Below are 23,656 nucleotides of genomic sequence, written 5' to 3'. Positions count from 1 at the left end.
GCACGTTGTCGGTCATGTCCGCGGACTACGACGTCATCGTGATCGGCTCCGGCTTCGGGGGCAGTGTCAGCGCGCTGCGGCTGACCGAGAAGGGCTACCGGGTCGGCGTACTGGAGTGCGGCCGGCGCTTCGCCGACGACGAGTTCGCGAAGACCTCGTGGCGGCTGCGCGACTACCTCTACGCGCCGGCCCTCGGCTGCTACGGCATCCTGCGCATGACGCTGCTCCCGCAGGTGCTCGTCATGTCCGGGGCGGGCGTCGGCGGCGGCTCGCTCGGCTACGCCAACACCCTCTACCGGCCGCCGGACGTCTTCTTCGCCGACCCCCAGTGGGCCGGGATCACCGACTGGCGGGCCGAGCTCGCGCCCTACTACGACCAGGCGAGCCGGATGCTCGGCGTCGCCGTCAACCCGGTCACCACGCCGTCGGACGAGGTGCTGAAGGCGGTCGCCGAGGACATGGGCGTCGGGCACACGTTCCGGCTCACGCCGGTCGGCGTACTGTTCGGCGACCGGCCCGGCGCGGCGGTCGCCGATCCCTACTTCGGCGGCGCCGGGCCCGCACGTACGACCTGCACGTTCTGCGGCTCGTGCATGACCGGCTGCCGGGTCGGCGCCAAGAACACCACCGTCAAGAACTACCTCTACCTCGCCGAGCGGGCCGGGGCCGAGGTCCACCCGCTCACCACCGTCGTCGACGTCACCGAGCGCGCCGAGGGCGGTTTCCTGATCTCGACCGTACGCACCGGCGGGAAGCTGCGCCGCGGCCGCCGGACGTTCACGGCCGACCAGGTGATCTTCGCGGCCGGGGCGGTCGGCACCCAGCGGCTGCTGCACCGGCTCAAGAAGACCGGTGCGCTCCCCCGGCTCTCCGACCGGCTCGGCGAACTGTCCCGGACCAACTCCGAATCGATCCTCGGACCGCGTACGCGCCGCGGCACCGCCGATTTCAGCCGCGGGGTCGCCATCACGTCGTCGATGCACCCCGACGCCGAGACGCACATCGAACCGGTCCGGTACGGCCCCGGCAGCAACCTCCTCGGGCTGCTGGCCGCCGTGCTGGTCGACGGCTCCACGCGTACGCCGAGATGGTTGCGGGGCCTGGGACGCACGATCGCGAGCTGGCGCGACTGGCCGACGCTGTTGTGGCCGCGGCGGTGGTCGCAGCAGACGATCGTGCTGCTGGCGATGCAGCCGCGGGACAACTCGATCACGGTACGCGGACGCCGCGGCCCGTTCGGCGGCCGGCGGCTGACGAGCCGGCCGGGGGCCGGTGAGCCGACGCCGGTGGAGATCCCGATCGCGCACGAGGTGACCCGGCGGGTGGCCGAGAAGATCGACGGCGTGCCGATCGGCTCGGTGACCGAACTGGTGGGGCGGCCGGTGACCGGGCATTTCCTCGGCGGCGCGCCGATCGGCGCGGATGCCGACCACGGCGTCATCGACCCGTACCACCGCATCTTCGGCCACCCGGGGCTGCACGTGGTCGACGGCGCGGCGGTGACCGCGAACCTGGGCGTGAACCCGTCGCTGACGATCTGCGCGCTGGCCGAGCGGGCGCTCGCCCTGTGGCCGAACCGCGGCGAGCCCGACGGGCGGCCGCCGCTGGGGGCCGGATACCGGCGCCTCGACCCGGTCGCGCCCGTACGCCCGGCCGTCCCCGACGGCGCCTCCGGCGCGCTGCGGATCGCGGGTGATAATGGCTGACGTGACCGCCGACCTGTTGCCCCGCTGGCGGCGGCTGGAGCCCGACGAGCGCCGGGAGCAGATCCTGGCCTGTGCCGTGCGCCTGTTCGGCGAGCGCCCGTACGCCGACGTCAGCACGACCGACATCGCGACCGCCGCCGGGGTCGCGCGCAGCCTGATCAACCACTACTTCGGCACCAAGCGCGGCCTGTTCATCGAGTCCGTACGCGCGCTCGTCACGATCCCGGCGGTGGCGGTCGAGCAGCTGCCCGAGGGCGACCTGGCGACCCGGGTCGACGCGAGCGTGGCCTGGTTCCTCGACGTGGTGTCCCGGCACAGCCGCTCGTGGCTGGCGGCCGTCGACGGCGGCGGGGTCGGCCGCGACGCCGACATCGAGGCGGTGCTGTCCGAGGCGGACGAGATCGCCGCCGACAGCATCCTCGTGGCCGTCGGCCTGGACGCGGTCACCGAGCGGCGCACCGAGCTGCGGGCGGTCATGCGGGCGTACTGCGGGCTGGCGAAGGCGACCGCCCGCGAGTGGCTGGAACGCGACGCGCTCGACCGCGAGCAGGTCCACCAGGTCCTGGCGACCACGTTGATCATGCTGGTGGAGCAGGTCTTCCCCACCCTAAAGAGTTCCGTCAAAATCAACTGAACGCCCGTTCTGCCCGGCGTTTCTGGCTTTATCTGTCAGCTAGGCGACAGATCAGCTAGATCGATTGATTCATATATTGGCAATGATTTCGATCAATGTTTCCATGGTTCGCAAGCGAGTGGTGCACCCCTCGGACCCCGTTTCTCCCCATCCATAGGAGGAAACCATGGAGAAGACCGTCGAGACCCGCAAGCCGTCCAAGGTCGTCGTCCGCAAGCTCGAGCGGCTGGAGACCACGGCCGTCATCGTCGTCGACCCGGGCTGCCGGAACGAGGTCTGCGGCTAACAGCCGCCGAGCCGGGGCCACGGCGCGAGCCTGGCCCCGGCTCCCTCGTATCCGGGCCGTTCAGTACCTCGGCCTTTCAGTACCTGGGCGCTTTCAGTATCTGGGCGCCTTTCAGTACCTGGGCGCCTTCAGTACTTGGGCCGTTCTGTCTCGACGGAGGTTCGACGGAGTGTTGCGACCACGGATCAAGCGCATCCACAAACCGATGCGGCTCACCCCGACGCTGATCAGCATCGGCGGCCGGCAGCTGGGCATCGGCGCCGAGATGGACGACGAGGACGGCTCCCTGTGGGCGCTGCTCGGCCTGATGGACGGCACGCGTACGCGGGACGCGATCGTCGCCGACCTGCGTACCGCGTACCCCGATGCCGACCCGGCCGACACCGCGGAGACGATCCAGACGATCATCGACGCCGGTTACGTCGAGGACGCCGCCGCCCGCGTACCGGCCGAACTGAGCGCGGCCGAGGTCGAGCGGTACGACCGGGCGCTGACCTACTACGCCTGGGTGGACCTGACTCCGCGTACCTCGCCGTATGACGTGCAGGCCAAGCTCAAGAACAGCCGCGTGGTGATCGCGGGGCTCGGCGGCACCGGATCGGCCGTCGCCGCCTCCCTGGTCGCGGCCGGCGTCGGCGCCGTGCACTGCGTCGACTTCGACGCCGTCGAGGAGGGCAACCTCACCCGGCAGCTGCTGTACACGGAGGACGACATCGGCCTGCCCAAGGTCTCCGTGGCGGTCGAACGGCTGCGCCGGCTCAACTCGTACACCAAGGTCACCGGGCAGGAGGTCCGCATCGACTCGGTCGAGTCCGCCGCCGCGCTCATGCACGACCAGGACCTGCTCGTGCTCTGCGCCGACCAGCCCCGCCACCTCATCCGCGAGTGGACGAACAAGGCTGCGCTGCGTACCGGCACCCCCTGGATGCTCGCCCAGTACGCCGGCCCCATGGCGGTCGTCGGCCTGTTCGTGCCCGGCGAGACGTGCTGCCCCGACTGCCTGCCGAGCGTGGCCGACCGGCTGGCCGACGAGCACGGCGGCCGGCCCGAGGACCTGTTCGCCTTCGACGGGCACGCCGTGATCGCGCCGTCGGCCAACCTCACCGGACACGTCGCCGCGCTGGACGCCGTCTACCACCTGACCGGGATCCCCACGAGTACGCGCGGCCGGATGTTCCACCTGAGCCTGACCGACCTGACCTACCACTACGCCGTCCGGCCGGAACCCGGTCGCACCTGCGCCACCTGCGGCTGGGTCGGGGCGCCCCGATGATCGCCCTGAGCCCCGCCAGCCGCCTGGACGTCGCCCACCTCGTGGTACGCCAGGAGGACGAGGACGAGTTCGTCGTCGGCGACCCGGCCAGCGGCACGTTCGTCGTGGTGCCCGAGGTCGGCGCGCGGCTCGTCGAGCTGTTCGCGGCCGGGCGTACCGTCGCGGAGGCGGCCGACGAGATCGAGCGCACCACCGGCGAACCCGTCGACGCGCTCGACTTCGCCGAGGTCCTCGTCGACTCGGGCATGATCCAGGACCGCCGGGAGCGGGGCGGCCGCAGCTGGTCGGTGTCGCGGATCCCGGCGAGGTTCGTCCGCCCGCTGTTCGGCCGGGTCGCCTGGACCTGCTACGCCGCCTGCCTCCTCGCCACCGGCGTGATGTTCCTCGCCGAACCGTCGCTGCTGCCGTCCTATGAGGACACTTTCCTCTTCCCCGACGTCGTGCTCAGCCTCATCGTCACCAACGTCGTCGTCATCGCGCTCACCGTCGTGCACGAGATCTGGCACGCGCTGGCCGGAGCGGCGGTCGGCGTACCGTCACAGCTGCGGCTCGAACGCCGGGGCATCTTCCCCGTCCTGGAGACCGACCTGTCCGGCCTGTGGGCGCTGCCGCCGGAAAAGCGCTACAGCCCGTTCCTCGCCGGGATGGCCGTCGACTGCGTCCTGCTCTTCTCCGCCGTGGCGCCCCGGTTCGCCTGGTCGCGCGGCTGGCTGGACATGTCCCCCGGATTCGCCCGGCTGCTGGCGATGGTGGTCTTCAGCCAGGTCGCCAAGCTCGCGTTCCAGACGATGGCGTATCTGCGTACGGACATGTACCTGGTGATGGCGACCGCGACGGGCTGCCGCAACCTCCACCAGATCACGCGGCTGTCGGTCAAGCGGCTGTTCCGGCGGCTCACTCCGGCCGAGGCCGCGATCCTGCGCGACGCCCACGCCCGCGACCTGCGCGTCGCCCGGTGGTACCGGCTGCTCTACGTCAGCGGCCTGATCTGGATGGCCTGGTTCTTCCTCCACTTCTTCCTGCCCAGCGCCAAGGTCGTCTTCGGCTGGGCGGCCGGCGTCCTCATCGGCGCTCCGTTCGGCAGCGCGTACTGGTGGGAGGGGATCGGATTGCTCGTCTTCGCCCTGCTCAACGTGACGCTGCCGCTCGGCGTCGCCGTCCGCAACTGGCTGCGCGGCCGCCGCGCCGCCGGAGCGCTGCCGTGACCCGCCGCGGCTGGCTGGGCACGGCTGTCAGCATCGCCGTCACCACGCTCAGCATCATCACCATGTCCAGCCTCGGCGTCGGCGTCCTCGCCCACACGGCCGCCCAGACCGCCGCGCTGCCGTGCGACCAGCTGCCCGGCACGCCGGAACAGTTCGAGGGCAACAACCACATCCCCTACGAAGGCGCCGGGCACGATCCCTACCGGACGATGCCGCCCACCTCCGGGCCGCACTCGCCCCGGGTGGTCACGCCGGGCGTCTACCGCGAGCCGATCCTGCCCGAACTCCAGGTGCACGTGCTCGAGCACGGCCACATCATGCTCCAGTACGCGCCGGACGTGTCGGCCCAGGACATCGACAGGCTGGAACGGATCGGGCGCAAGCATCCGCGGGACGTGGTCGTCGCGCCCTACCCCGACCTCGGCCACGGCATCGCGCTGTCGGCCTGGCAGCGCCTGCAGCGGCTGGACACGCTCGACGAGAAGGCGATCGTCGCCTTCATCACCAAGCTCGCCGGCCGCTACAACCACGCCTGGCAGAACGGCGCCACGGATTGCGTCGTCGCACCGTCCTACAGCGACTGAACCACCCGCACGGGTGACCGCCGGCGTCAGCACTGCGAGTGACGCCGTGTCAGCAAATCGTCACCACTCTCGGCGGAGCGGCCAGACCTTGATGGAGTGGCACCAGTCGATCCCGAGGGGGCCTGATGCTCATCATCATCACCAAGGACCGGAAGATCCGGCAGTTCTACACCAGCACGCGCTCCAATTCCGGCGCCTGGGGACAGGTCATCGAGCTCAACGACACCTACGATCAGGAGCGGGCCACGAACGCGCTGAAGAAGGCGCTCAGCCGGCTCGGCGCCAACGAACCGCTCTGCCTCGTCGGCCACGGCAACGACACCGAGATCGGCGGCAGCGGCAAGACCCGCGACCCGTGGGGCTGGAGCTACGCCGACGTGGCCCCGATGCTGGCCGCCCTGCCGCACCGGCCCACGGCCGTCCTCATCGAGGCGTGCGCCGAGGAAGAGGAGGACGGCACCAAGATCGACCCGGTCTTCGGCTTCGCCCAGGCGCTCGCCCAGCAGCTCAACCGGCACGGGCAGGCGGGCCGGATGAGCGGCTGCACGGTCTACGGGTACATCAACGAGACCGACTCCGAGCACTCGCTGCCCAACCCGGCCACGATCGGGCGAAGCGTCGAGCTGATCCCGTACGTGATCCACTGACGGCGTATCTGCCCAGCTCACGGACCCCCTCATCAGTCAAGACAGGCAAACCGTGAGGGGGAGCACATGCTGATCATCATCACCAAGGACCCGAAGATCGTGCGGTTCTACACCAGTGCCCGGTCCGGCTCCGGCGCATGGGGGCAGATCGTCGTCCTCGACCCCGGCTACGACCAGACGCAGGCGACCAGGCAGCTGAGCGACACGCTGGCGAAGCTGCCGGCCGGCGAATCGCTGTGCCTCGTCGGCCACGGCAACGACACCGAGATCGGCGGCAGCGGCAAGCGCAACGACCCGTGGGGCTGGCATGCCGATGAGCTCGCCGGGATGCTTTCGCTCCTGCGGCAGAAGCCCGACGGCGTCCTGTTCGAGGCCTGCGCGCTGGACGAGGACGATCCCCACAAGGTCGATCCCGTGTTCGGGTTCGCGCAGGCGGTCTGGTCGCGGCTCAACGGTTCCGGCCAGGCCGGCAAGATGAAGGGCGTCACCATCTTCGGTTACCAGAACGGCGTACCGGTGGAGCACACGCTGCCCCGGCCGGGCACCGCCGCCCTGGACAAGAACGTCGAGCTGACCGGCCTCTACGTCAGCTGACATCCGGTGACCGGTGCGCCCGCCCGTCGTGGTGGGCGTACCGGCCGGGGTCACACCTGATACTGGTCGTGGCTCGCCCAGAGCTCGACCCATTCCTCCTGCGACAGTTCCCGTCCCGACGCCGCGATCTCCGCGAGCGCCTCGAAGTACGCCTCCCGCGGCGCTCCCGGCGTGAAGAGCACGAGCATCGACGCCTCGGCGCCGGACTCGTTGGCGAAGCCGTGGACGCCGCCCGGCGGGACGTAGAGGAAGTCCCCGGCGGTCGCCGAACGCCACGTGGCACCGTCGTACAGGGACACCGTGCCGTCGAGGATGAAGAACGATTCCGACATCGTCCGGTGGAAGTGCCCGGCGGGCAGGCTGCCGGGCGGCGGATAGGCGGCCATGTTCCAGCGGTAGAGGCCGAACCGTCCCTCGGTCGACGCGCCGGTGGCCAGGTGGTCCACGAGCGTGCGTACGCCGATCGCCAGATCCGAGGGCGTGTCCGACGGCCGGAAGGTGGCGCTGACGTTGCCGGCGTCAGCCGTGTACTGGACGGGCGGGTACGACATGAAGGGCTCCTCCTGTTGTGCGCGGTCCTTTTCATGATCGCACGCGGGCCTATTGGCAATCTGTCAACAGGGGGTTACGCTGCGGCCGTGACGCGAGTGGCGATCATCGGCGCGGGCTTCGGCGGCATCGCCGTCGCCCATCAGCTGCGCCAGGCCGGCTACCGGGACCTGACGATCTTCGAGCGCGCGCCGGAGGTCGGCGGAGTGTGGCGCGACAACCTCTATCCCGGCTGCGCCTGCGACATCCCCGCGCCGCTCTACTCCTACTCCTTCGCACCCAATCCCGAGTGGACGCGCAGGTTCCCGCCGCGCGCCGAGATCCTCGACTACCTTCGCGCGTGCGTACGCGACTTCGGCCTCACCGCGCACCTGCGGCTGGGCACCGAGGTCGTCGAGGCCGCCTGGACCGGATCCGCGTGGCGGGTCGTGACGGCCGCCGGAGCCGAGGAGTTCGACGTCCTCATCCCCGCCATGGGCCAGCTGTCGCGACCGGTGATCCCGGTGCTCCCCGGCGCGGCCGAGTTCGGCGGCATCGCGATGCACACCGCGCAGTGGGACGCCTCGGTGGACCTGACCGGGCGGCGGGTCGCCGTCCTGGGTACCGGGGCGAGCGCGATCCAGCTCGTCCCCGCGATCGCCGGGCAGGCCGCCCACGTCACCGTGCTCCAGCGGACACCGCCGTGGACGCTGCCGAAGCCCGATCGCCGCTACGGCCGCCTGCGCCGGGCGCTGCACCGACGCGTACCGGTGGTGTTGCGGGCGGCGCGGGCGGGGACGTGGCTGCTCACCGTCGTCACCGGCAAGGCGGTCACCGGCAGCCGGCTCGCCCAGGTCGTCGTCGGCACGATCTCGCGTACGCAGCGGGCGATCCAGGGCCGGGGCCTTGCCGGGGTCCGCCCCGACTACGCCCTCGGCTGCAAGCGGGTGCTGTTCACCGGGGACTGGTACCGGACGCTGCGCCGGCCGGACGTCAGCCTCGTCACGTCCGATGTGGACCGTCTGACGCCGGCCGGCGTACGCACGGCGGACGGTGTCGAGCACCCGGTGGACGTGCTCGTCTACGGGACCGGCTTCGCCGCGACCGAGTTCCTCGCGCCGGTACGCGTCCACGGGCGTACCGGTCCGCTGGACGCCGAATGGCGCGACGGCGCGTACGCGCATCTGGGGATCGCCGTACCGGGCTTCCCGAACCTGTTCCTGATGTACGGCCCGAACACCAATACGGGCAACACGTCGGTGGTCTACTTCCACGAATCGCAGGCCCGCTACATCGTCCAGGCGGTACGCCACGTCGACGCCCACGGCCCCGTCGAGGTACGCCGGGAGGTGGCCGAAGCGTTCGACGCGGAGATCCAGCGGCGCCTGGCCCGCAGCGTCTGGACGGCGTGCTCCAGCTGGTACCGGACGGCGACCGGCCGGGTCGTCACCAACTGGCCCGGGATGGCCGGCGAGTACCGGGCCCGGACGAAGGTGTTCCGCCCGGCCGACTACGCGCCGGCCGGTCAGTTCCAGGGGACGTCGGCCCCGAACGGCTTGGGTTCCAGGTCGCAGTAGGCGTACGCCTCGGTCCGGGCGGCGGCGCGCTGCTCCGGGGCGTCCGCGGTCGCGTCGAGGAAGGCCGTCGCCGTACCGGGCCGGCAGACCTGGTCGCCCGCCGAGCGCAGCGGCGCCTCGTCACCGCCGACGATCGTCCCGTTCGCGGCCCGGTAGACGACCGCGCCGCCCCGCGAGTCCAGTGCCCGGCAGTTCGCGGAGTCCACCGTCATCGAGACCGTCGGCGGGGCGTTGCTGCTCGTGCCCGCGTACGCCGCCGTGACGGGACGGTACGCGCCGAGCACGGCCGGGTCGATCCAGCGGGTGCCGCTCGGCAGGACGTCGATCGACACGGCCTGCCCCGTCCCGGCCACGTACGCGAACGCCCCGACGCCGATCCGCTCGCCCGGCATGAGCACGGGGATCTCCTGCACGAGTTGCAGCGACCTCGGCCGGGCGACGTCGTGGTGCGCCGCGTCGAACACCTGGAACGTGATCCGGGTCCGGTACGCCACCCGGCTGCCCGTGTTCCGCACGACCGCGCCCATGCTCACGCCTTCGGCGCCGCTGTCGGCGGTCCGCCGCTGCCGGCTGAAACCCTTCTCCAGCACGGTGATCACGCCGCCGGACGCGTCCGGGGCGGCCGCCACCGAGTCCGGGATCGTGCACGCGGCCGGGGCCGGCGCGGGTCGGCGATGCGTGGCCCACCAGACCGCGCCGGCCGCGGCGACGATCACGACCAGCAGCACCGCGCCGGCCCGGCGGCTCATACGTAGTACCGCTTCTTCAGTTCCTCGATCTGGTCCATGTGGTTCTTGGCCAGGACGACCACCGCCTCGTGCACCCGCTCGGCGAACTGCCACTCGGTGAGCTCGCGTACGGTGCCGGCGGCGATGCGCACCTCGACGTCCTGCATGGCCCGGCCGGTGACGGTCACCCGGCCGTCGTTCGAGGCGCCGGTCGAGACCATCTCCCCGCGCGCCCTCAGATAGGCGCGGTCCTCGTCGCTGTCCGCGCCGACCAGCGCCTCGCGGAACGATTCGCTGAGCGCCTCGGAGTACGCGCGCTGCCACGCCACGAACAGCAGCCGGGCCAGGCTGGCCAGGTAGTGTTCGAGATCCCGCTCGGACAGCCCGTCGTACACGCCGTGGCCGAAGGAGATGCTCACCTCCTCCCGGTTGCGCAGCTCCGCGGAGATGTCCGTCCCCGGTACGCGTACGCGCAGGTGGATCCGGTCGAGCCGGTCGGCGAGCGCGCCCATCAGTTGGCCTGTCCGAGGTTCTGGCCGCTGGTGACGTTCTGCGCGGTGGCGTCGGCCAGGGCCGGGCGGGGCGCGACGAACAGCCGCTTGCCGTCGCCGAAGACGAGGTCGTGGGTGGCGTCCAGGGACTGGCTGATCTTGGACTCGGTGTCCTGGATGTCCTGCGTCAGCTTGACCAGCGCCCTTGCCCATCTCGTCGGTGATCTGGCGGGCGGTCGTGCCCTGGTACTTCACCTTCGGCGCCTCCGGCGGCTTCACGGCGACCACCGACGAGGCGGACCCGACCGCGGTGATCCCGGTGGCCAGGCCCAGCCCGATGCCCTCGATCGGAGCGAGCGGGACGGCGGCGACGAACGCGACCGCGGCGATCACCGTGAACGTCATGACCCACGAGTTCGTGCTGCAGCAGCCGGAGTTGTCCAGCGCGTCCAGCGTGTCGTGGACGATGGTGTCGACGTTCTGCCGGGCGTTGCGCCACATCTCCTGGTGCGCCTCCAGGCCGGCCTTGAGGATCGAGACCAGCAGGAACTGGTTGCGGCAGACCAGCGGGAACGGGTCGACGAAGTTCGTCTTGAAGGCGATCGCCGCCCGGCCGTCCCACATGGTCATGTAGTCCGCCGCCGTGGTCATCATGGCCAGGTCGGTGTTGGCGTAGAACACGTCGTTCTTGTTCAGCGGCGTGTCGTTGTGGTCGCCCGCCGACAGCCGCGACAGCAGCCTGCGCAGGTCGGCGATCATCGGGTCGTACGCGGCCGGGTCGGGCATCTGCGAGAACGGCTTGAACTGGTCCGGCAGGCCGGCGTAGTAGCCCTCGACGCCGTGGGCGGCGTAGGCCGGGTCGTCCTCGTGCTTCTGGACCGCCCGGCGGATCGCCGTCTGCTGGACGTCGTTGGCCTCTTCCATGAGTTTGTCGAAGCTCATTTCGGGGTCACCGTCGCCTTCGGCTCGCCGTTGACCGAGCGCAGCGAGGTGAGCTTGTCCCGGGCGCCGGTGTCGGCCGCCGCGTACGCGTTGACCGCCAGCACCAGCGCGTGGCCGGTGTCGTCCAGGTTGGACGCGGTCTGCTTGAGCAGGCTCTGCACGGTCTGCTGCAGGGCCGCCCAGGAATCGTGCACGGGGCCGCCCGACCCGCCGCCGAAGTACGCCGGCCGGTTCATCGCCGAGGCGGCCTGCCCACCGGCGGCGTCGACGTCGCCCACGCCCTCGTGGTAGATCTCGGCGATCGACGGCAGATCCTGCTGGCCGACGATCAGCAGCTTGTAGAGGTCGGCTCCCAGTGCGTCACCGTGATCGGGCACGGCGCCCTCCCCCGTATCAGTGGACCGCTCGTGTACCGCGGACAGCGGACGACACCATGGAACACAGCGGCACGCCGAGACGTCAAGGAAGATCGATCCGCCTGTGGATAACCACGCGGACGACTATGCCCCGGCGGGGGCGGCCGCCCCGAAGCGCATGTCGAAGTCGCCGATCGCGAACGACAGCAGCGGGCGCCGGCCGGCGAGGTACCCGAGCGGGCCGCCGGGCGCCACGTCCCAGGTGACGCGGGCCGTTCCGGGCCGGGCGGTCGCGCGTACGGGCGAGGTCTTGGGGCGGCCGCCGAGATCCTGGGCGACCTTGAACCCCACCGGTACGCGGAACGGCAGCAGCCGCCGCCGCAACACCGCCGTGGCGAGCGGGCCGCCCTCCGCCGCGGCCGAGGCGTCCGTTCCGGTCAGCTCGAAGGCGGCCAGCTCCTTCGGGATGCCCCACAGCGCCCGGCCGCCGTCGCGGGAGGGCACGCTGTCGACCCAGATGCCGGTGATCGTGACGCGCGGCCGCAGCCCGTCGCGGGTCAGCGTGGACACGAGCAGCTCGCGGTAGGACAGCACGCCGCCGGGCTCGTAGTCGACCCAGGCCGCGCCGACGAGCGCGCGGCGGCCGAGGCGGACCGGGCGCAGCGACGCCAGGGCGGCGGGCAGCGGCGGCAGGTCGGCGACCGGCACTCCGAACACGGACACGTACATCCGGCCTCGCAGGTGCCACGGCTCAGGCGGGTAGCTCATCAGGCTCCTCGATGATCGAAGGATCATTGTCGCGCGGCCGCTACCATTCCGCGAGAGGTTGTTTTCCTTCCCCGGCCGGAGGCGGACGTGAGCGAGCAGGGCTGGCGGGCGTTCCTCGCCGCGGACGGGGTCGGCGACTGGGTCGTGCTGCACGGCGGCGCGACGGCGGCCTTCCGCGTACCGGGGATGGTGGCGGCGGCCCGGCTGGCGGAGGCGGTCGCCCGGATCCCCGGCACCGGCGAGCTGCTGATGACCGTCGCCGCCGACCGCCTCACCGTACGCCTGACCCGCGACCTCTGGCTGCTGGAGGAGCGCCACGTCGAGCTGGCGCGGGCGGTCTCGGCGACGGCCCGCGAGCACGGCGCCCCCGCCGACCGGACGCTCGTGCAGGAGGTCCAGTTCGCGGTCGCCGCCCGGCCGGACGCGGTGGACGTCGGCTTCTGGCGGGCGGTGCTCGGGTACGCCGCGATGTCCGACGACAACGCCGTCGACCCGCTCGGCCACGGCTCGACGGTCTGGATGCAGGAGCTCGATCCCGGCCGGCCGCTGCGCCACGCGATGCACGTCGACGTCTCGGTCGCCCGCGAGCAGGTCGAGCAGCGGGTCGCGGCGGCGCTGGCCGCCGGTGGCCGGATCGTGGTGGACTCCGGCGCCCCGTCCGCGTGGATCCTCGCCGACCGGGCCGGCAACCGGGTCTGCGTCTGCGCCTGGCCCGACGGCGCCGAGCCGCAGGGGTCCTGACCGGACGCCGCCGGTCTTGTCGCCGGCCGGCCGGCGTGGCAGTGTCGGACCGGTGCAGTACGTCGACGTCGCCGCCCGCCTGATCCTCGTCACCGTCTTCGCGCTCGCCTTCGCGAGCAAGGTCGCCGGCCGGGCCGCGTGGGCCGCCTTCGTGAAATCGTTGCGGGACATGGCCGTCGTCCCCGAACGGCTGGTTCCCGCCGCCGCGGTGGCCGCCGCCGCCGCCGAGGCCGCCGTGGTGCTCGTCGCCCTCGTTCCCGTACGCGTCGCCGGCACCGTGGCGTTCGTGCTCGCCGCCGGCCTGATGGCGGCCCTGACGCTGGCCGTCACGGCGGTGGTACGCCGCGGCGCCGCGGTCGCGTGCCGATGCTTCGGTGCGACCACGGCGCCACTGGGAACAGCCCACATCGTGCGTAACGCGCTGCTGCTCGGGGTGAGCCTGCTCGGCCTGGCCGGGTCGTTCGTGGACGGATCCGTCCAGTGGGGACTCGCCGCGATCGTCGGGCTGTTCGGCCTCGTGATCGGTTTCGTCGTCACCCGCTGGGACGACCTGGCCGCCCTCGTCTGACCCTCGGTTCCACTCGTCCGGCCGTCAGTTCCAGAGGCGTACCTCGACGGTGGGGACGTCCTCGTGCAGCACGGTCGTGGCGATCTTCTGCCCGTGCTCGTCGAGCGCCTCGAACGCCGCCGTGGCCGGCTGGTCCACGTCGAGCGTCGCGGCACCGCCGGTCACGACCGCCTGGGCGACCGTCGCGCCGTCGCGTACCGCTCGGACGGTCCGGGCGCCGACCGGGGCCAGCAGCAGGATCCGGTTCGCGTCGGGGTCCGCCCGGATCGCGGTGAGCGCGGTCGCCGCACCCGGGTCGTGCGACGTGGTGAAGGTCGCGGACGTTGCCACCGAGCCGCCGCTGCCGCTGTCCGGCGAGTCGAACCGGATGTACGCGATGCCCTGCCACCCGGACTGCTTGACCCGCGGCACCGCGGCGACGACCACGCGACCGGTGATCGTCCCACCGGACCCTCCCGGCCAGACCGCGGGGCCGCCCCACAGCAGCCGCGGAGCGCCTCCGGCCAGCGGCCGCTCGCCGTCGAGCTCGCGCAGCGTGTCCCGGGCGACGTCGGGGTCCACGGTCCCGCGCGCCGCCCCGATGAGCGCAGCGAGTTCCGCGTCGGTGTACACGGGCGGCGCCGTGTTCGTCCACGCGGGACTCTCCTGCCGCACGATCCCGTCGCACGTCGCCTGATACCACTCCGTACGCGTCTTCCGGTCGCCGTCGCGGACCAGGAAGCGGCCGTCCGGGGCGGGCTGCCACGGCTGCAGGCCGGGTACCGGGGCGGTGGCGAGCGTGCAGCCCGGCGGAACGATCGCGACCGTGCCGCCGCTGAAGTTCACCCCGGTCAGCGGCTGGATGCTCGGCTGGTTCCCGGCCTCGGCGGCGGCCAGCTGCCGCGGTGTGGCACCGGCCGGCGCCTCGTACAAGGTCATGCCGTACTCCGGGTCACCGGACGTCGATCGGGTCGGCTCCGCCGTGGGGTGGCCGGAACCGTTCCGCCGGACCGCGACGATCGCGACCCACTGGTCGCCGACCGCCCCCAGGAACAGCACCTTCGACTGCCCCTTCGCCAGCGCGGACAGGTACGCGGGATCGTGCGCGGCCGCGATGTTCCCGACCGTCGGGCCGTTCACCAGCCGGTCGGTCCAGCTGTTGCCGGTCGCGGCGTCGATCTCCGGCGCGGCCCGGCCGAGCTGGGTGACGGTGGCGGCCACGACGGCGAGCGCCGCGACCCCGCACACGGCGGCCATCGAGCGGCGGCGCCGTTGCGAGCGGCGCAGGCCGGCCCGGGCCCGGGCGGCCGCCCCCGGCTCGGCGCGTACCTCGCCGGCGAGGTCCAGCATCAGCTCGCGGAGCTGGTTGTCGGTGCTCATAGCGTGATCTCCTCGGGTTCGCGGGTCGGGGCGGCTTTCATGGCGGCGCGCAGTTTCGCCAGGCCCCGCGAGGCCAGGCCCTTGACGTTGCCGACCGAGGTGCCCAGCGCCGCGGCGACCTCGGCCTCCGACAGGTCGGCCAGGTAGCGCAGCGTCACCACCACCCGGGCGCGGGGCGCCAGCGTGCGCAGGGCCGCCTGCAGCGCCAGCCGCTGGGCGACCCCGTCGGCGATGTCCGGTACCCGGTCCGGCTCCGGCGGGCGGGCCGAGACGTACTCCCGGCGGCCGAACCGCCGCCACGAGTTCACGTGCTGGTTGACCATGGCCCGCCGCACGTACGCCATCGGATCGTCCACTTTCGACCATTTCCGCAGCGTGCTCACGAGCGCGCCCTGCACCAGGTCCTCGGCGTCGTGCGCCGAACCCGTCAGCAGGTACGCGACGCGTACCAGATCGCCGTAGCGGGCTTCGACGAATTCGTCGAAGCCGTCGTCGGCCGGTTCTCCGGCCATGCGACCACCTCCCTTGTCACACACTCCGACAATGCACGGTCCTGGAAGGTTGTTGACCGAGGGGAGGAGAATCGGGGCGGGATCTGATCATCGGAGGTGCATGGATCTATGATCTGGGCCACTCCCGCCAACCCGCCCGCACCGCCAGCCGGTTTCACGAAAGCCGGATCGATCCCGGATGGACATCATCTGAGCAGCACAGACTGAGCTGATCGAAAGGGTGCCTCTCCGCAGTGGACCATCGGCCGCAGCCCAGCCGCGTCGGCGTACTCCTGCGCGAGTACCGGCGCCGGGCCCAGCTGACCCAGCAGCAGCTCGCCGAGCGCAGCGGCCTGAGCATCCGGGCCGTACGCGATCTCGAAAGCGGCAAGGTCGCCGCGCCCCGGGCCGGTTCGCTGGCCCGCCTCAACGAGGTCCTCGGCCTGTCCGGCGTGGACGGGCTGGACCAGCGCGTACCGGGGGTGCGGATCGGGGTGCTCGGCCCGCTGACCGTCGTGGCCAGCGGCCTGCCCGCCGATCCGGGGCCGCCGGCGCAGCGTACCGTCCTGGGGCTGCTGGCTCTGCGGGCCGGCGAGACCGTCTCCCGGGACGAGATCGTCGACGTGGTCTGGGGCGACGATCCGCCGCGGACGGCCGTCGGGCAGGTGCAGACCGCCGTCAGCCGGCTGCGCCGCCTGCTCGAGGAGGACGGGACGGTCCGGCTGCACACCGCACCGCACGGCTACCGGCTCGCCCTCGGACCGGACGAAGTGGACAGTGCCGAGTTCGCCGCGCTCCTGGACGCCGGCCGGACCGAGGCGGCGCTGCGGTGCTGGCGCGGCCTCGTGCTCGCCGACGCACCGGCCCGGCTGCGTACCCACCCCGCGGCCCTGGCCCTGGCCCGGCAGCGGATCACGGCGGCGCTCGCGTACGCGGCGTCCGGCGGCCCGGCCGTCGACCTGCTGCGCGAACTGGCCGCCCAGGAACCCCTGCACGAACCGCTGCACGCCCGGCTCGTCCTCGTCCTGGCCCGGGCGGGCGACCGCGCGGCGGCCCTGCAGGCACACGCCGAGATCACCGACCGGCTCGCCGACGAACTGGGGGTGCTGCCCGGCGACGAGCTGCGCTCGGCGTACCGGGAGGCGGCCGGCGACGACGAGCCGGCCCGGGTCCACCCCGCGCAGCTGCCCGGCGTCGGCGCCGGCTTCGTCGGCCGGCTCGACGCGCTGCGCCGTCTGGACACGAGCCGGGCCGCGGTCAGCGTGGTCACCGGCACCGCCGGGGTCGGCAAGACCACCCTGGCCGTACGCTGGGCGCAGAGCGTACGGCAGTCCTATCCGGATGGTCAGCTGTTCGCGGATCTGCACGGCTTCGACCCGGCCGGCGCGATCGCCCATCCCGGTACGGTGCTGCGCGGATTCCTGGCGGCGCTGGGCGTTCCGGCGGGACGGGTACCGGCCGGGTTCGACGCGCAGGCCGGTCTCTACCGCAGCCTCATGGCCGAGCGGCGGATGCTCGTCGTGCTCGACAACGCCCGGGACGCCGCCCAGGTCCGGCCGCTGCTGCCGGGGGCGCCCGGCTGCCGGGTCGTGGTCACCAGCCGCGACCAGCTGCGGCCGCTGCTCGCCGAGGGCGCCGAGCCGATCACCCTGGACCTGCTCAGCCCGTCCGACGCCGTCCGGCTGCTGGCCGAGCGGATCGGTCCACAGCGGACCTACGCCGAACCCCGGGTCGCCGAGCACATCGCCGAACGCTGTGCCCGGCTGCCGCTCGCCCTGGGCGTCGCCGCCGCGCGGGCCGCGCTCTACCCCGGCTTCTCGCTGGCCGAGATCGCCGACGGGCTTCGGCCCGACGATGCCGACCTCGGCGAGCTGGGGGACGTGCGGGCAGTGTTCTCCTGGTCGTATCAGGCCCTGGGCGAAGACGCCGCCACGCTGTTCGCGTTGTGCGCCCTCGTCCCGGGCACCGACTTCGCCGCACCGGCCGCGGCCAGCCTGGCCGGGTGGCCGGCTTCGCGCACCCGGGCCGCGCTCGGCGAACTCGTCCGCGCCCACCTGGTCACCGAGCACGCGCCGGGCCGCTTCACCCAGCACGACCTGCTCCGCGCGTACGCCAACGAACTGCTCGACGCGGACGGGCAGCGGGACGCCCGGCTGCGCGTACTCGATCACTATCGGGCGACGGCGACGGCCGCGGCGCTGTTGCTGGACCCGCACCGGGAGCCGATCGTGCCGCAGCCGCTCGTCACGGGTGTGACGGTGCTGGTGCTCGCGGACGCCGACCAGGCGATGGCCTGGTTCACCGCCGAGCACGCGGTGCTGATGGCGGCGGCGGAACGGGCGGCCGCCACGGGCGAGGACGCGCGGGCCTGGCAGCTGGCCTGGTCGCTGCTGGACTACCTGGACAACCGCGGGCACTGGCGGGACTGGATCACGGTGGAGGGCCTGGCGCTGACCGCCGCCGCCCGCCGCGGCGACCGGATCGGCGAGGCCTACGCCCACCGGCTGCTCGGCCGCGGCCATGCGCAACTCGGCGAGTACGCCCAGGCGATCGGCCACTACAGCGCGGCGTTCACGCTCTACCACCGGCACGGCGACCTGCTCGGCAGCGCCCACACCTCGATGGGCCGCTCGTTCATGCACATGACCCGCGGCAGCCATCACGCCGCCCAGCGCGACCGGTTCACCGCCCTCGACCTGTACCGGCGGGCCGGCCACGCGATCGGCGAGTCCCGGGCGCTCAACGCGATCGGCTGGGGCTACGCCCAGCTCGGCGAGTACGCGCGGGCGCTGGAGCACTGCCGCCAGGCACTCGTGCTGGCCGAACCGCTCGACGACCCGGCCGGCTGCGCCGCGATCTGGGACAGCATCGGCTACGTCCACCATCACCTCGGCGAGCACGAGCTGGCCGTCGAATGCCTCGACCGGGCGGTGACCATGTTCCGGCGGGTGCACGACCTCTACAACGAGGCCGACGCGCTGACCCACCTCGGCGACGCGTACGCCGACACCGGCCGCACCGACGACGCGCGCGCGTCCTGGGAGGCGGCCGTGACGATCCTCGACCGCCTCAGCCACCCGGACGTGGACGGGGTCCGGGCCCGCCTCAAGGACTGAGACGGGCCCGGGCGGTCACTGGATCACCCGTAGCGCGTTCCAGTCGAGGCCGCCGCCGTTGTTGGAGTCCCAGCGCAGGTTCTCGCCGGACAGCGCCGAGCCGGTGTTGTAGAGCACCCACAGCGTCGAGCGGCCGGTGCCGCTGGCGTAGAAGTGGGCGAGATCGGTCTTGCCGTCGCCGTTGAAGTCACCGGTGAAGGCCTTGACGTTGGCCGCGTCCGAGTAGCCGGACGCGGCGCCGATCTGCGCGCCGTTGGCGAGATCGGGCCCGAACCAGGTGAACACCTTCCACACGCCGTTGCCGTAGTAGTACATCGAGGCGATGTCGGCGTACCCGTCGCCGTTGAAGTCGCCGGGCAGCAGGTTCATCGTGTTCGCCGCGCACCACGCGTACTGGGTGGTGACAAACCAGGTACGCGCCGGCCAGCCGCCGATGAGGCCGGAGCCGCTCGACAGGAACCGGAACATGCCGGCGTGGCAGTTGAGGTAGTCGTACAGCGCGCCGATGTCGTCCTTGCCGTCGTGGTTGAAGTCGCCGGCCACGATCCGCATGAGCGTCCAGTCGAAGTTGCCCACTCCGGAGTCCCACCAGATCACGGGGGGCGTGAACGACGTGCCGGTGGAGATCATCACGTACAGCTTCGTCTGCGCGTTGCTGAAGTTGTACAAGGACGCGATGTCGTCCATGCCGTCGCCGTTGAAGTCGCCGACCGCCGTCTTGTCGCCGGTGTAGAAGCACCAGCTGTTGACTCCCGAGTCCCACCACGGGCTGGGGCTGGCGGCGAGGCCGTTGCCGTTGGACAGGTAGACCGATCCGGTCGTGCGGCAGTTGCCCTCGTTGCGGATGGACACCAGGTCGCTCTTGCCGTCGCCGTTGAAGTCGCCCATGTACTGGCGGCTGGAGTACAGCTCCATCACGTAGGGGTCGCTGCTGACCGGCGAGGCCGGGTTGAACACCGTGGAGCCGTCGGCCTTGGTGGTGAAGTCGAGCAGCTTGCTCTTGGCGGCGCCGAGGTCGAACGCGGTGGTGATGTCGGCCTTGCCGTCGCCGGTAACGTCACCGTGTACATGGTGGACGGTGCCCGGATCGGCGCGGAACTGGCGGGTACCCGCGGCGTCCGCCTGGGACACCGGTACGGGTGAACGGTTGCCGGCCGCGTCGACGGCGACGACGGTGAGGAAGTTCTTCGCGATCCCGGAGACCACCGGCACCACCGGGATCGTGCCGACGCCGCCGGGTGCCGCCGGGATGTAGACGGTCGGATCGGTCGGCACCGACCCGACGCCGTAGTAGTAGCCGACGATGTCGGTGTCCCCGTTCGCCGGGGTCGCCGTCACGGACGCCGGAGTGCCGGTGACGTCGTTGGCGGTCGGCGCCGCGGGATAGACCGGCAGATCCGACGAGGTGAGCAGTGGCTGGCCGGGGGCGTTGCTGTCGTAGCCGAAGTGGCACCAGGCGGACACCGAGCCGTTGTCGGTGCCGTCGAACCCGTGCACCCGCCACTGGAAGTTGTGCCCGTTGGGGAACGAGGTTCCCGGGATGGTGACGTCGAACTGGTGTCCCGACGGGAACGCCGGTGTGTCCGGCACGGTGACGACCGCCGTGCCCGCGCTCACATCCTGCCATTCGTAACGGGCCACGAGGTTGTCGCCGGAGTCGTTGTCGGTCAGCGTCGCCTTCAGGTGTACGCCACCGGACGCGTTGATGTACGGCTGCCCGTCCGTTCCCGCCGTGTAGCAGGGAATCGTGGCGGTGATGCCGCTGGCCGACAGGTTCGCGGCCGGGGGCGTACCCGGGAGCGAGTTGTACTTGATGATCAGCCAGGTCGAACCGACGTCGAACTTCTTCCACCGGTCGGTCGTGCCCTCGTTGTTGCCCGACACGTCCCGGGCCGAGAACGCCAGCGTGGTCGCGGTGACCCCGGCGTTCGCCCACTCCTGGACCTTGCCGGTGAGCCCGCCGGTGAACGTCATCGGCATGTCGGGCTGCGGGTCGTTGCCGCACCCGGCGCCCGAACTCGGCTTGTGCGCGTTGCCCCACTCCTCGTCGAGCGAGGCCAGCAGCGCGGTGCTGTACGACACCCGGGTCCCGTTGACCCCGGCCGGCAGGCCGCCCGCCCAGTACAGGTCGACCGGCGTACTGCCGCAGGACCAGGAGTGGGTCAGCAGCGTGCTCACCGACGCGGCGATGATCCGCGTACCGACGACCGCGCTGGTGGGGAACTCGAAGAAGGAGCGGTAGATGCCGCTGCCGTCCGGGTTGAGACCGACGCGGGCGATGCCGTCGTTGCGGTCGGAGTTGCTCGAGTCCGAGTACGCCCACCGGTTGCGGCCCGACGTCTGCGGGTCGATGAACACCGGCAGCTTCAGGGCCGGGTCGGCGAGCGCGGCGGGATCGGGGGTCAGCACGATCTCGCCCGACCCCGCACGTACGCCGACCGGGGCCGAGCGCGTCGTGTCACCCGGGCCGGTGGCGCTCGCCTCGCCCGAGGAGTCCCACAGCACACCGCCGCCCGACGACAGCAGCACCGAACCGTCCGGCGCGACGACCTCCGCTCCCCCGTCTGCCCGCGGTCGCACCGCCGGCCCGGACACCGTCAGGTGTACCGGCTGGAACGTGGTCAGCGCCGTCCGGTCCCGGACGACGAGGACATAGGTGAATCCGGTCGGCAGCGCGCGGACGCGCAGGTCGACCTCGGGGCGGACGTTCGCGTACACGGCCGTGTCGCCTTCGATCGACGGGACGGGCAGTACACCCGGCCAGCCGAGCGCGAAGCGGCCCGCCTTCGTGTCGACGGCTGCCAGCGGACCCGTGCCGCCGCCGGAGAAGCTCACTTTCTCGGTGACCACGCGCGGTGCGATCCGGCCGCCGACGGGCCGCAGCGCGGTGTCGATGGCCGCCCACGAGCCGTCCGCCTGGCGTACGCGCTGCGGGGTCGCGGCCGTCTCGACGGTGTAGGAGCCGTCCGGGTTCGCGTACGTCTGCGACTGCTCGTCGGTCTGGTCGGCCGCCTGGACGCGGTGGCCGCACGAACGGGCCGAGGCGAGGGCCGTTCTTCGGTCGGCGGCCGACGTTACGGGATGCGGGCACCGCGCAGCCGCCGAGGCCGGCGGCGCGAGTGCCACGATCCCCGCCGCGGCGACCAGAGCGGTCGCTGCGATCACGGAAAGGACAGATGGAATGCGCACTAAGTCTCCCAAGCTCTGCGCCGATGACAGTTCAGCGCAGCGTAGGGAGCGGGCACGGGTCGATCGCTCAGCGCCGATCCGGATGTTTCGACGCTGGCCGGAGGGGGTAACGGCGCCCGGACCGGCAGCTCGCGGCGGCAGAAACGGCCGCCTTCTGCCGGTCGCCAAGGTCACGACGGCGAGCGGGGCACCTCCGCCGCCGGGTCTTCGGTCCCGTCCACTCAGGACTAAAGTCCTGTCCTTTCGGGACTAAAGTCCCTAATGTGAAACCTGTTGAGCCACATAGTGTTTCGCGGCGAGGGGCGCTCGCGGCGGTCCGCCGATTCGTCGCACGGGCGGCGCCCCTCACCCTCACCCGCGGCGACGCTCCCGCCTCGGCAGCACTTTCCGGAGCGCACGGCTACGGGTGCTGGGCAACGAGTACACCGCTACGAGCGCAGGTTACGAGTGCAGGGCCTTGAACGCCTCGTAGACCAGGAACGCCGGCCAGACGAGGGCCTTGAGCACGCCGACGACACCGGACCAGAACCCGTCGGCCTGCTGGATATAGTAGATCAGGGCGCCGATCAGGCCCAGCCCGTACACCGCGCCCCCGCCGCCGCCCCCGCGTCCCGACCAGCGACGGCCCTCCCGCTCCGACATGACGCCCACCTTCCGCGATCACCGGCCACAGCGCCCCGCCGTGAGAGACGGCGTTCGATGGCCCCGGCCTCGACGGTAGGCCCCGGCCGCCACCCGCGCCCGCAGTTTGCCCGGCTTTCCTCAGGCCGTGCGCAGTGCCGCCCGGATCGCCTGCTCCGCCTGCTCGGCGCCCACGCCGAGACCGTGCGCGACCCGGGCGAAGTCCCGCGCGGCGACATCGAGCCGCTCGGCCACCGCCGCCGCGGACAGGGCCGGCCGCGGCGCGACGACCGTCCCGTGGCGTACGCGCGAGGTGACCAGGCCCGCCCCTTCCAGCTCCCGGTACGCGCGGGCGGCCGTGTTGACCGCGAGACCGAGATCGGCCGCGAGCTGCCGGACGGGTGGCAGGCGGCGTCCCGGCGGCAGCTGGCCGGTCTCGATCAGCCCCGCGATCTGGGCGCGGATCTGCTCGTAGACCGGGACTGCGCTGCCGGTGTCGACTTCGACGATCATGCGTACGCCAGCGGCCCACGGGCCGACGCGGCGTACCGGCCGACGAGGACGATCGCGAGTCCGATCAGGACGACGACGCCGGGATCGCCGCCCCAGCCGGCCAGCCCGCAGAGCCCGGCGAGGGTGAACCCGCCGCCGCTGAGCACGTGCAGCGAGCGGGCCCGGACGGCGTCGTCCGCGCGTACGCGGTCCGGCTCGCCGGGATCCTGCGCGCGCCGCAGGACGCTGCGGCGCACCAGCCCGACCGCGAGCAGGATGGCGAGCCCGATCGCGGTCCACAGCACCGGCCGCCGACCGGTCGGCCAGGGCGCGACGAGCACGACCGAGGCCGCCGGCAGCAGCCCCCACACGAACCAGCTCACGTACCGGTCCGGCGTACGCGCGTCGAGGGAGGCGGCGCGACGCGTACTGGAGGCGGTGAACGCGAGATGGAGCTCCGCGCACAGCGCGCCGGCGAACCAGCCGGCGAACAGGGCGAGGAAGTTGACGCTGACCCGGTCGGGCAGGCTGACCAGGACCGAGGCGACGGCACCGGCCGCGAAGCCGGCGCTGCGCCAGCGTCGGGTGACCGCGAGGTAGCGGATGACCTGGTCGCCGTTGCCGGCGGTGACGGCGAGCCGGGCGTGGCGGGCGAAGGAGCGCACCCGCGACCGCGAGATCGGCCCGTACGCGTAATACCCGGCGACCAGCACCGCGAAGCCGGCGAAGGAGGCGGCGACCGTCCACAGCGAAGACATGA

The 23,656-nt window shown here is 72.2% G+C and carries 22 protein-coding genes; 11 read left to right on the top strand and 11 right to left on the bottom strand.

The features are described from left to right. Positions 1–14 precede the first annotated feature (14 nt). The 7 genes from G401_RS0127235 (at position 15) to G401_RS0127200 (ending at position 6,929) form a co-directional block, all read left to right on the top strand. Positions 15–1,706 (top strand): GMC oxidoreductase, encoded by a 1,692-nt coding sequence (locus tag G401_RS0127235; protein ID WP_027344960.1) that lies wholly within the window; start codon positions 15–17, stop codon positions 1,704–1,706. A 1-nt stretch (position 1,707) separates the two neighbouring features. Further along, a complete protein-coding gene (locus G401_RS0127230) occupies positions 1,708–2,340 on the top strand; it encodes a TetR/AcrR family transcriptional regulator (RefSeq protein ID WP_027344959.1) in 633 nt (210 codons plus the stop codon). 491 nt (positions 2,341–2,831) lie between these two features. Beyond that, a complete protein-coding gene (locus tag G401_RS48790) occupies positions 2,832–3,899 on the top strand; it encodes a HesA/MoeB/ThiF family protein (RefSeq protein WP_051367216.1) in 1,068 nt (355 codons plus the stop codon). Further along, positions 3,896–5,104 (top strand): hypothetical protein, encoded by a 1,209-nt coding sequence (locus tag G401_RS0127215; protein WP_027344958.1) that lies wholly within the window; start codon positions 3,896–3,898, stop codon positions 5,102–5,104. Before G401_RS48790 ends, G401_RS0127215 begins: the two co-directional genes overlap by 4 nt. Next, positions 5,101–5,688, top strand: coding sequence for a DUF3105 domain-containing protein (locus G401_RS53390; protein WP_051367215.1), 588 nt, complete (start codon positions 5,101–5,103; stop codon positions 5,686–5,688). Before G401_RS0127215 ends, G401_RS53390 begins: the two co-directional genes overlap by 4 nt. A gap of 125 nt (positions 5,689–5,813) precedes the next feature. After that, complete coding sequence (locus G401_RS0127205; protein WP_027344957.1) at positions 5,814–6,335, top strand: hypothetical protein; 522 nt, start codon at positions 5,814–5,816, stop codon at positions 6,333–6,335. Positions 6,336–6,401: 66 nt separating this feature from the next. Next, on the top strand, positions 6,402–6,929 hold the full coding sequence (locus G401_RS0127200) for a hypothetical protein (RefSeq protein ID WP_027344956.1): 528 nt from the start codon (positions 6,402–6,404) through the stop codon (positions 6,927–6,929). A gap of 50 nt (positions 6,930–6,979) precedes the next feature. Here G401_RS0127200 and G401_RS0127195 read toward each other — a convergent pair whose 3' ends face one another. Next, positions 6,980–7,480, bottom strand: coding sequence for a cupin domain-containing protein (locus G401_RS0127195; protein WP_027344955.1), 501 nt, complete (start codon positions 7,478–7,480; stop codon positions 6,980–6,982). 87 nt (positions 7,481–7,567) lie between these two features. Here G401_RS0127195 and G401_RS48780 point away from each other — a divergent pair, with 87 nt between their 5' ends. Beyond that, positions 7,568–9,034, top strand: a complete 1,467-nt coding sequence (locus G401_RS48780; protein WP_245601857.1) for a flavin-containing monooxygenase — start codon at positions 7,568–7,570, stop codon at positions 9,032–9,034. On the opposite strand, the gene G401_RS53385 is transcribed toward G401_RS48780, so the two are convergent. The 4 genes from G401_RS53385 to G401_RS0127165 form a co-directional block, all read right to left on the bottom strand. Further along, positions 8,983–9,783, bottom strand: coding sequence for a hypothetical protein (locus G401_RS53385; RefSeq protein ID WP_051367213.1), 801 nt, complete (start codon positions 9,781–9,783; stop codon positions 8,983–8,985). The genes G401_RS48780 and G401_RS53385 overlap by 52 nt on opposite strands. Beyond that, on the bottom strand, positions 9,780–11,195 hold the full coding sequence (locus G401_RS55040; protein WP_051367212.1) for a hypothetical protein: 1,416 nt from the start codon (positions 11,193–11,195) through the stop codon (positions 9,780–9,782). The genes G401_RS53385 and G401_RS55040 overlap by 4 nt, the downstream gene beginning before the upstream one ends. Next, positions 11,192–11,572 carry a hypothetical protein gene (locus G401_RS0127170; RefSeq protein WP_027344953.1) on the bottom strand — a complete coding sequence of 127 codons (381 nt, stop codon included), beginning with the start codon at positions 11,570–11,572 and terminating at the stop codon, positions 11,192–11,194. The genes G401_RS55040 and G401_RS0127170 overlap by 4 nt, the downstream gene beginning before the upstream one ends. 123 nt (positions 11,573–11,695) lie before the next feature. Next, positions 11,696–12,319, bottom strand: coding sequence for an acetoacetate decarboxylase family protein (locus tag G401_RS0127165; protein WP_027344952.1), 624 nt, complete (start codon positions 12,317–12,319; stop codon positions 11,696–11,698). A gap of 87 nt (positions 12,320–12,406) precedes the next feature. Here G401_RS0127165 and G401_RS0127160 point away from each other — a divergent pair, with 87 nt between their 5' ends. Both G401_RS0127160 and G401_RS48765 read left to right on the top strand, forming a co-directional pair. Further along, positions 12,407–13,060 carry a VOC family protein gene (locus G401_RS0127160; protein WP_027344951.1) on the top strand — a complete coding sequence of 218 codons (654 nt, stop codon included), beginning with the start codon at positions 12,407–12,409 and terminating at the stop codon, positions 13,058–13,060. A 52-nt stretch (positions 13,061–13,112) separates the two neighbouring features. Next, positions 13,113–13,628: a MauE/DoxX family redox-associated membrane protein gene (locus G401_RS48765; protein WP_157546376.1), complete on the top strand. Its 516-nt coding sequence runs from the start codon at positions 13,113–13,115 to the stop codon at positions 13,626–13,628. A 24-nt stretch (positions 13,629–13,652) separates the two neighbouring features. Here the strand turns inward: G401_RS48765 and G401_RS0127150 are convergent, their stop codons facing one another. Then, positions 13,653–14,987 (bottom strand): hypothetical protein, encoded by a 1,335-nt coding sequence (locus G401_RS0127150; protein ID WP_027344950.1) that lies wholly within the window; start codon positions 14,985–14,987, stop codon positions 13,653–13,655. Further along, on the bottom strand, positions 14,984–15,499 hold the full coding sequence (locus G401_RS48760; RefSeq protein ID WP_034593236.1) for a SigE family RNA polymerase sigma factor: 516 nt from the start codon (positions 15,497–15,499) through the stop codon (positions 14,984–14,986). Before G401_RS48760 ends, G401_RS0127150 begins: the two co-directional genes overlap by 4 nt. A 233-nt stretch (positions 15,500–15,732) precedes the next feature. Here G401_RS48760 and G401_RS0127140 point away from each other — a divergent pair, with 233 nt between their 5' ends. Beyond that, a complete protein-coding gene (locus tag G401_RS0127140) occupies positions 15,733–18,594 on the top strand; it encodes a BTAD domain-containing putative transcriptional regulator (RefSeq protein WP_084557656.1) in 2,862 nt (953 codons plus the stop codon). Between the two features lie 15 nt (positions 18,595–18,609). Here G401_RS0127140 and G401_RS0127135 read toward each other — a convergent pair whose 3' ends face one another. The 4 genes from G401_RS0127135 to G401_RS0127120 all read right to left on the bottom strand — a co-directional run bounded on the left by G401_RS0127135 (position 18,610) and on the right by G401_RS0127120 (position 23,654). Beyond that, complete coding sequence (locus G401_RS0127135; protein ID WP_027344948.1) at positions 18,610–21,759, bottom strand: FG-GAP repeat domain-containing protein; 3,150 nt, start codon at positions 21,757–21,759, stop codon at positions 18,610–18,612. 465 nt (positions 21,760–22,224) lie between these two features. After that, positions 22,225–22,425: a hypothetical protein gene (locus G401_RS0127130; protein ID WP_027344947.1), complete on the bottom strand. Its 201-nt coding sequence runs from the start codon at positions 22,423–22,425 to the stop codon at positions 22,225–22,227. A 120-nt stretch (positions 22,426–22,545) separates the two neighbouring features. Continuing rightward, positions 22,546–22,917, bottom strand: coding sequence for a GntR family transcriptional regulator (locus G401_RS0127125; protein ID WP_027344946.1), 372 nt, complete (start codon positions 22,915–22,917; stop codon positions 22,546–22,548). Next, a complete protein-coding gene (locus G401_RS0127120; RefSeq protein ID WP_027344945.1) occupies positions 22,914–23,654 on the bottom strand; it encodes a hypothetical protein in 741 nt (246 codons plus the stop codon). The genes G401_RS0127125 and G401_RS0127120 overlap by 4 nt, the downstream gene beginning before the upstream one ends. Between the last annotated feature and the right edge of the window lie 2 nt (positions 23,655–23,656).

It is taken from the genome of Hamadaea tsunoensis DSM 44101, assembly GCF_000428945.1.
GTDB lineage: Bacteria > Actinomycetota > Actinomycetes > Mycobacteriales > Micromonosporaceae > Hamadaea > Hamadaea tsunoensis.
The sequence above is the reverse complement of the archived record's forward strand: the minus strand, read 5'-3'. Positions and strand labels throughout refer to the sequence as shown.

What these genes read in the sequence shown, in the direction of transcription:
- G401_RS55040 (WP_051367212.1), bottom strand. Translation starts at nt 11,195, where the DNA reads ATGAGCTTCGACAAACTCATGGAAGAGGCCAACGACGTCCAGCAGACG.
- G401_RS0127205 (WP_027344957.1), top strand. Translation starts at nt 5,814, where the DNA reads ATGCTCATCATCATCACCAAGGACCGGAAGATCCGGCAGTTCTACACC.
- G401_RS0127165 (WP_027344952.1), bottom strand. Translation starts at nt 12,319, where the DNA reads ATGAGCTACCCGCCTGAGCCGTGGCACCTGCGAGGCCGGATGTACGTG.
- G401_RS0127200 (WP_027344956.1), top strand. Translation starts at nt 6,402, where the DNA reads ATGCTGATCATCATCACCAAGGACCCGAAGATCGTGCGGTTCTACACC.
- G401_RS0127150 (WP_027344950.1), bottom strand. Translation starts at nt 14,987, where the DNA reads ATGAGCACCGACAACCAGCTCCGCGAGCTGATGCTGGACCTCGCCGGC.
- G401_RS0127120 (WP_027344945.1), bottom strand. Translation starts at nt 23,654, where the DNA reads ATGTCTTCGCTGTGGACGGTCGCCGCCTCCTTCGCCGGCTTCGCGGTG.
- G401_RS0127215 (WP_027344958.1), top strand. Translation starts at nt 3,896, where the DNA reads ATGATCGCCCTGAGCCCCGCCAGCCGCCTGGACGTCGCCCACCTCGTG.
- G401_RS0127125 (WP_027344946.1), bottom strand. Translation starts at nt 22,917, where the DNA reads ATGATCGTCGAAGTCGACACCGGCAGCGCAGTCCCGGTCTACGAGCAG.
- G401_RS53385 (WP_051367213.1), bottom strand. Translation starts at nt 9,783, where the DNA reads ATGAGCCGCCGGGCCGGCGCGGTGCTGCTGGTCGTGATCGTCGCCGCG.
- G401_RS48760 (WP_034593236.1), bottom strand. Translation starts at nt 15,499, where the DNA reads ATGGCCGGAGAACCGGCCGACGACGGCTTCGACGAATTCGTCGAAGCC.
- G401_RS0127130 (WP_027344947.1), bottom strand. Translation starts at nt 22,425, where the DNA reads ATGTCGGAGCGGGAGGGCCGTCGCTGGTCGGGACGCGGGGGCGGCGGC.
- G401_RS0127195 (WP_027344955.1), bottom strand. Translation starts at nt 7,480, where the DNA reads ATGTCGTACCCGCCCGTCCAGTACACGGCTGACGCCGGCAACGTCAGC.
- G401_RS48790 (WP_051367216.1), top strand. Translation starts at nt 2,832, where the DNA reads ATGCGGCTCACCCCGACGCTGATCAGCATCGGCGGCCGGCAGCTGGGC.
- G401_RS0127235 (WP_027344960.1), top strand. Translation starts at nt 15, where the DNA reads ATGTCCGCGGACTACGACGTCATCGTGATCGGCTCCGGCTTCGGGGGC.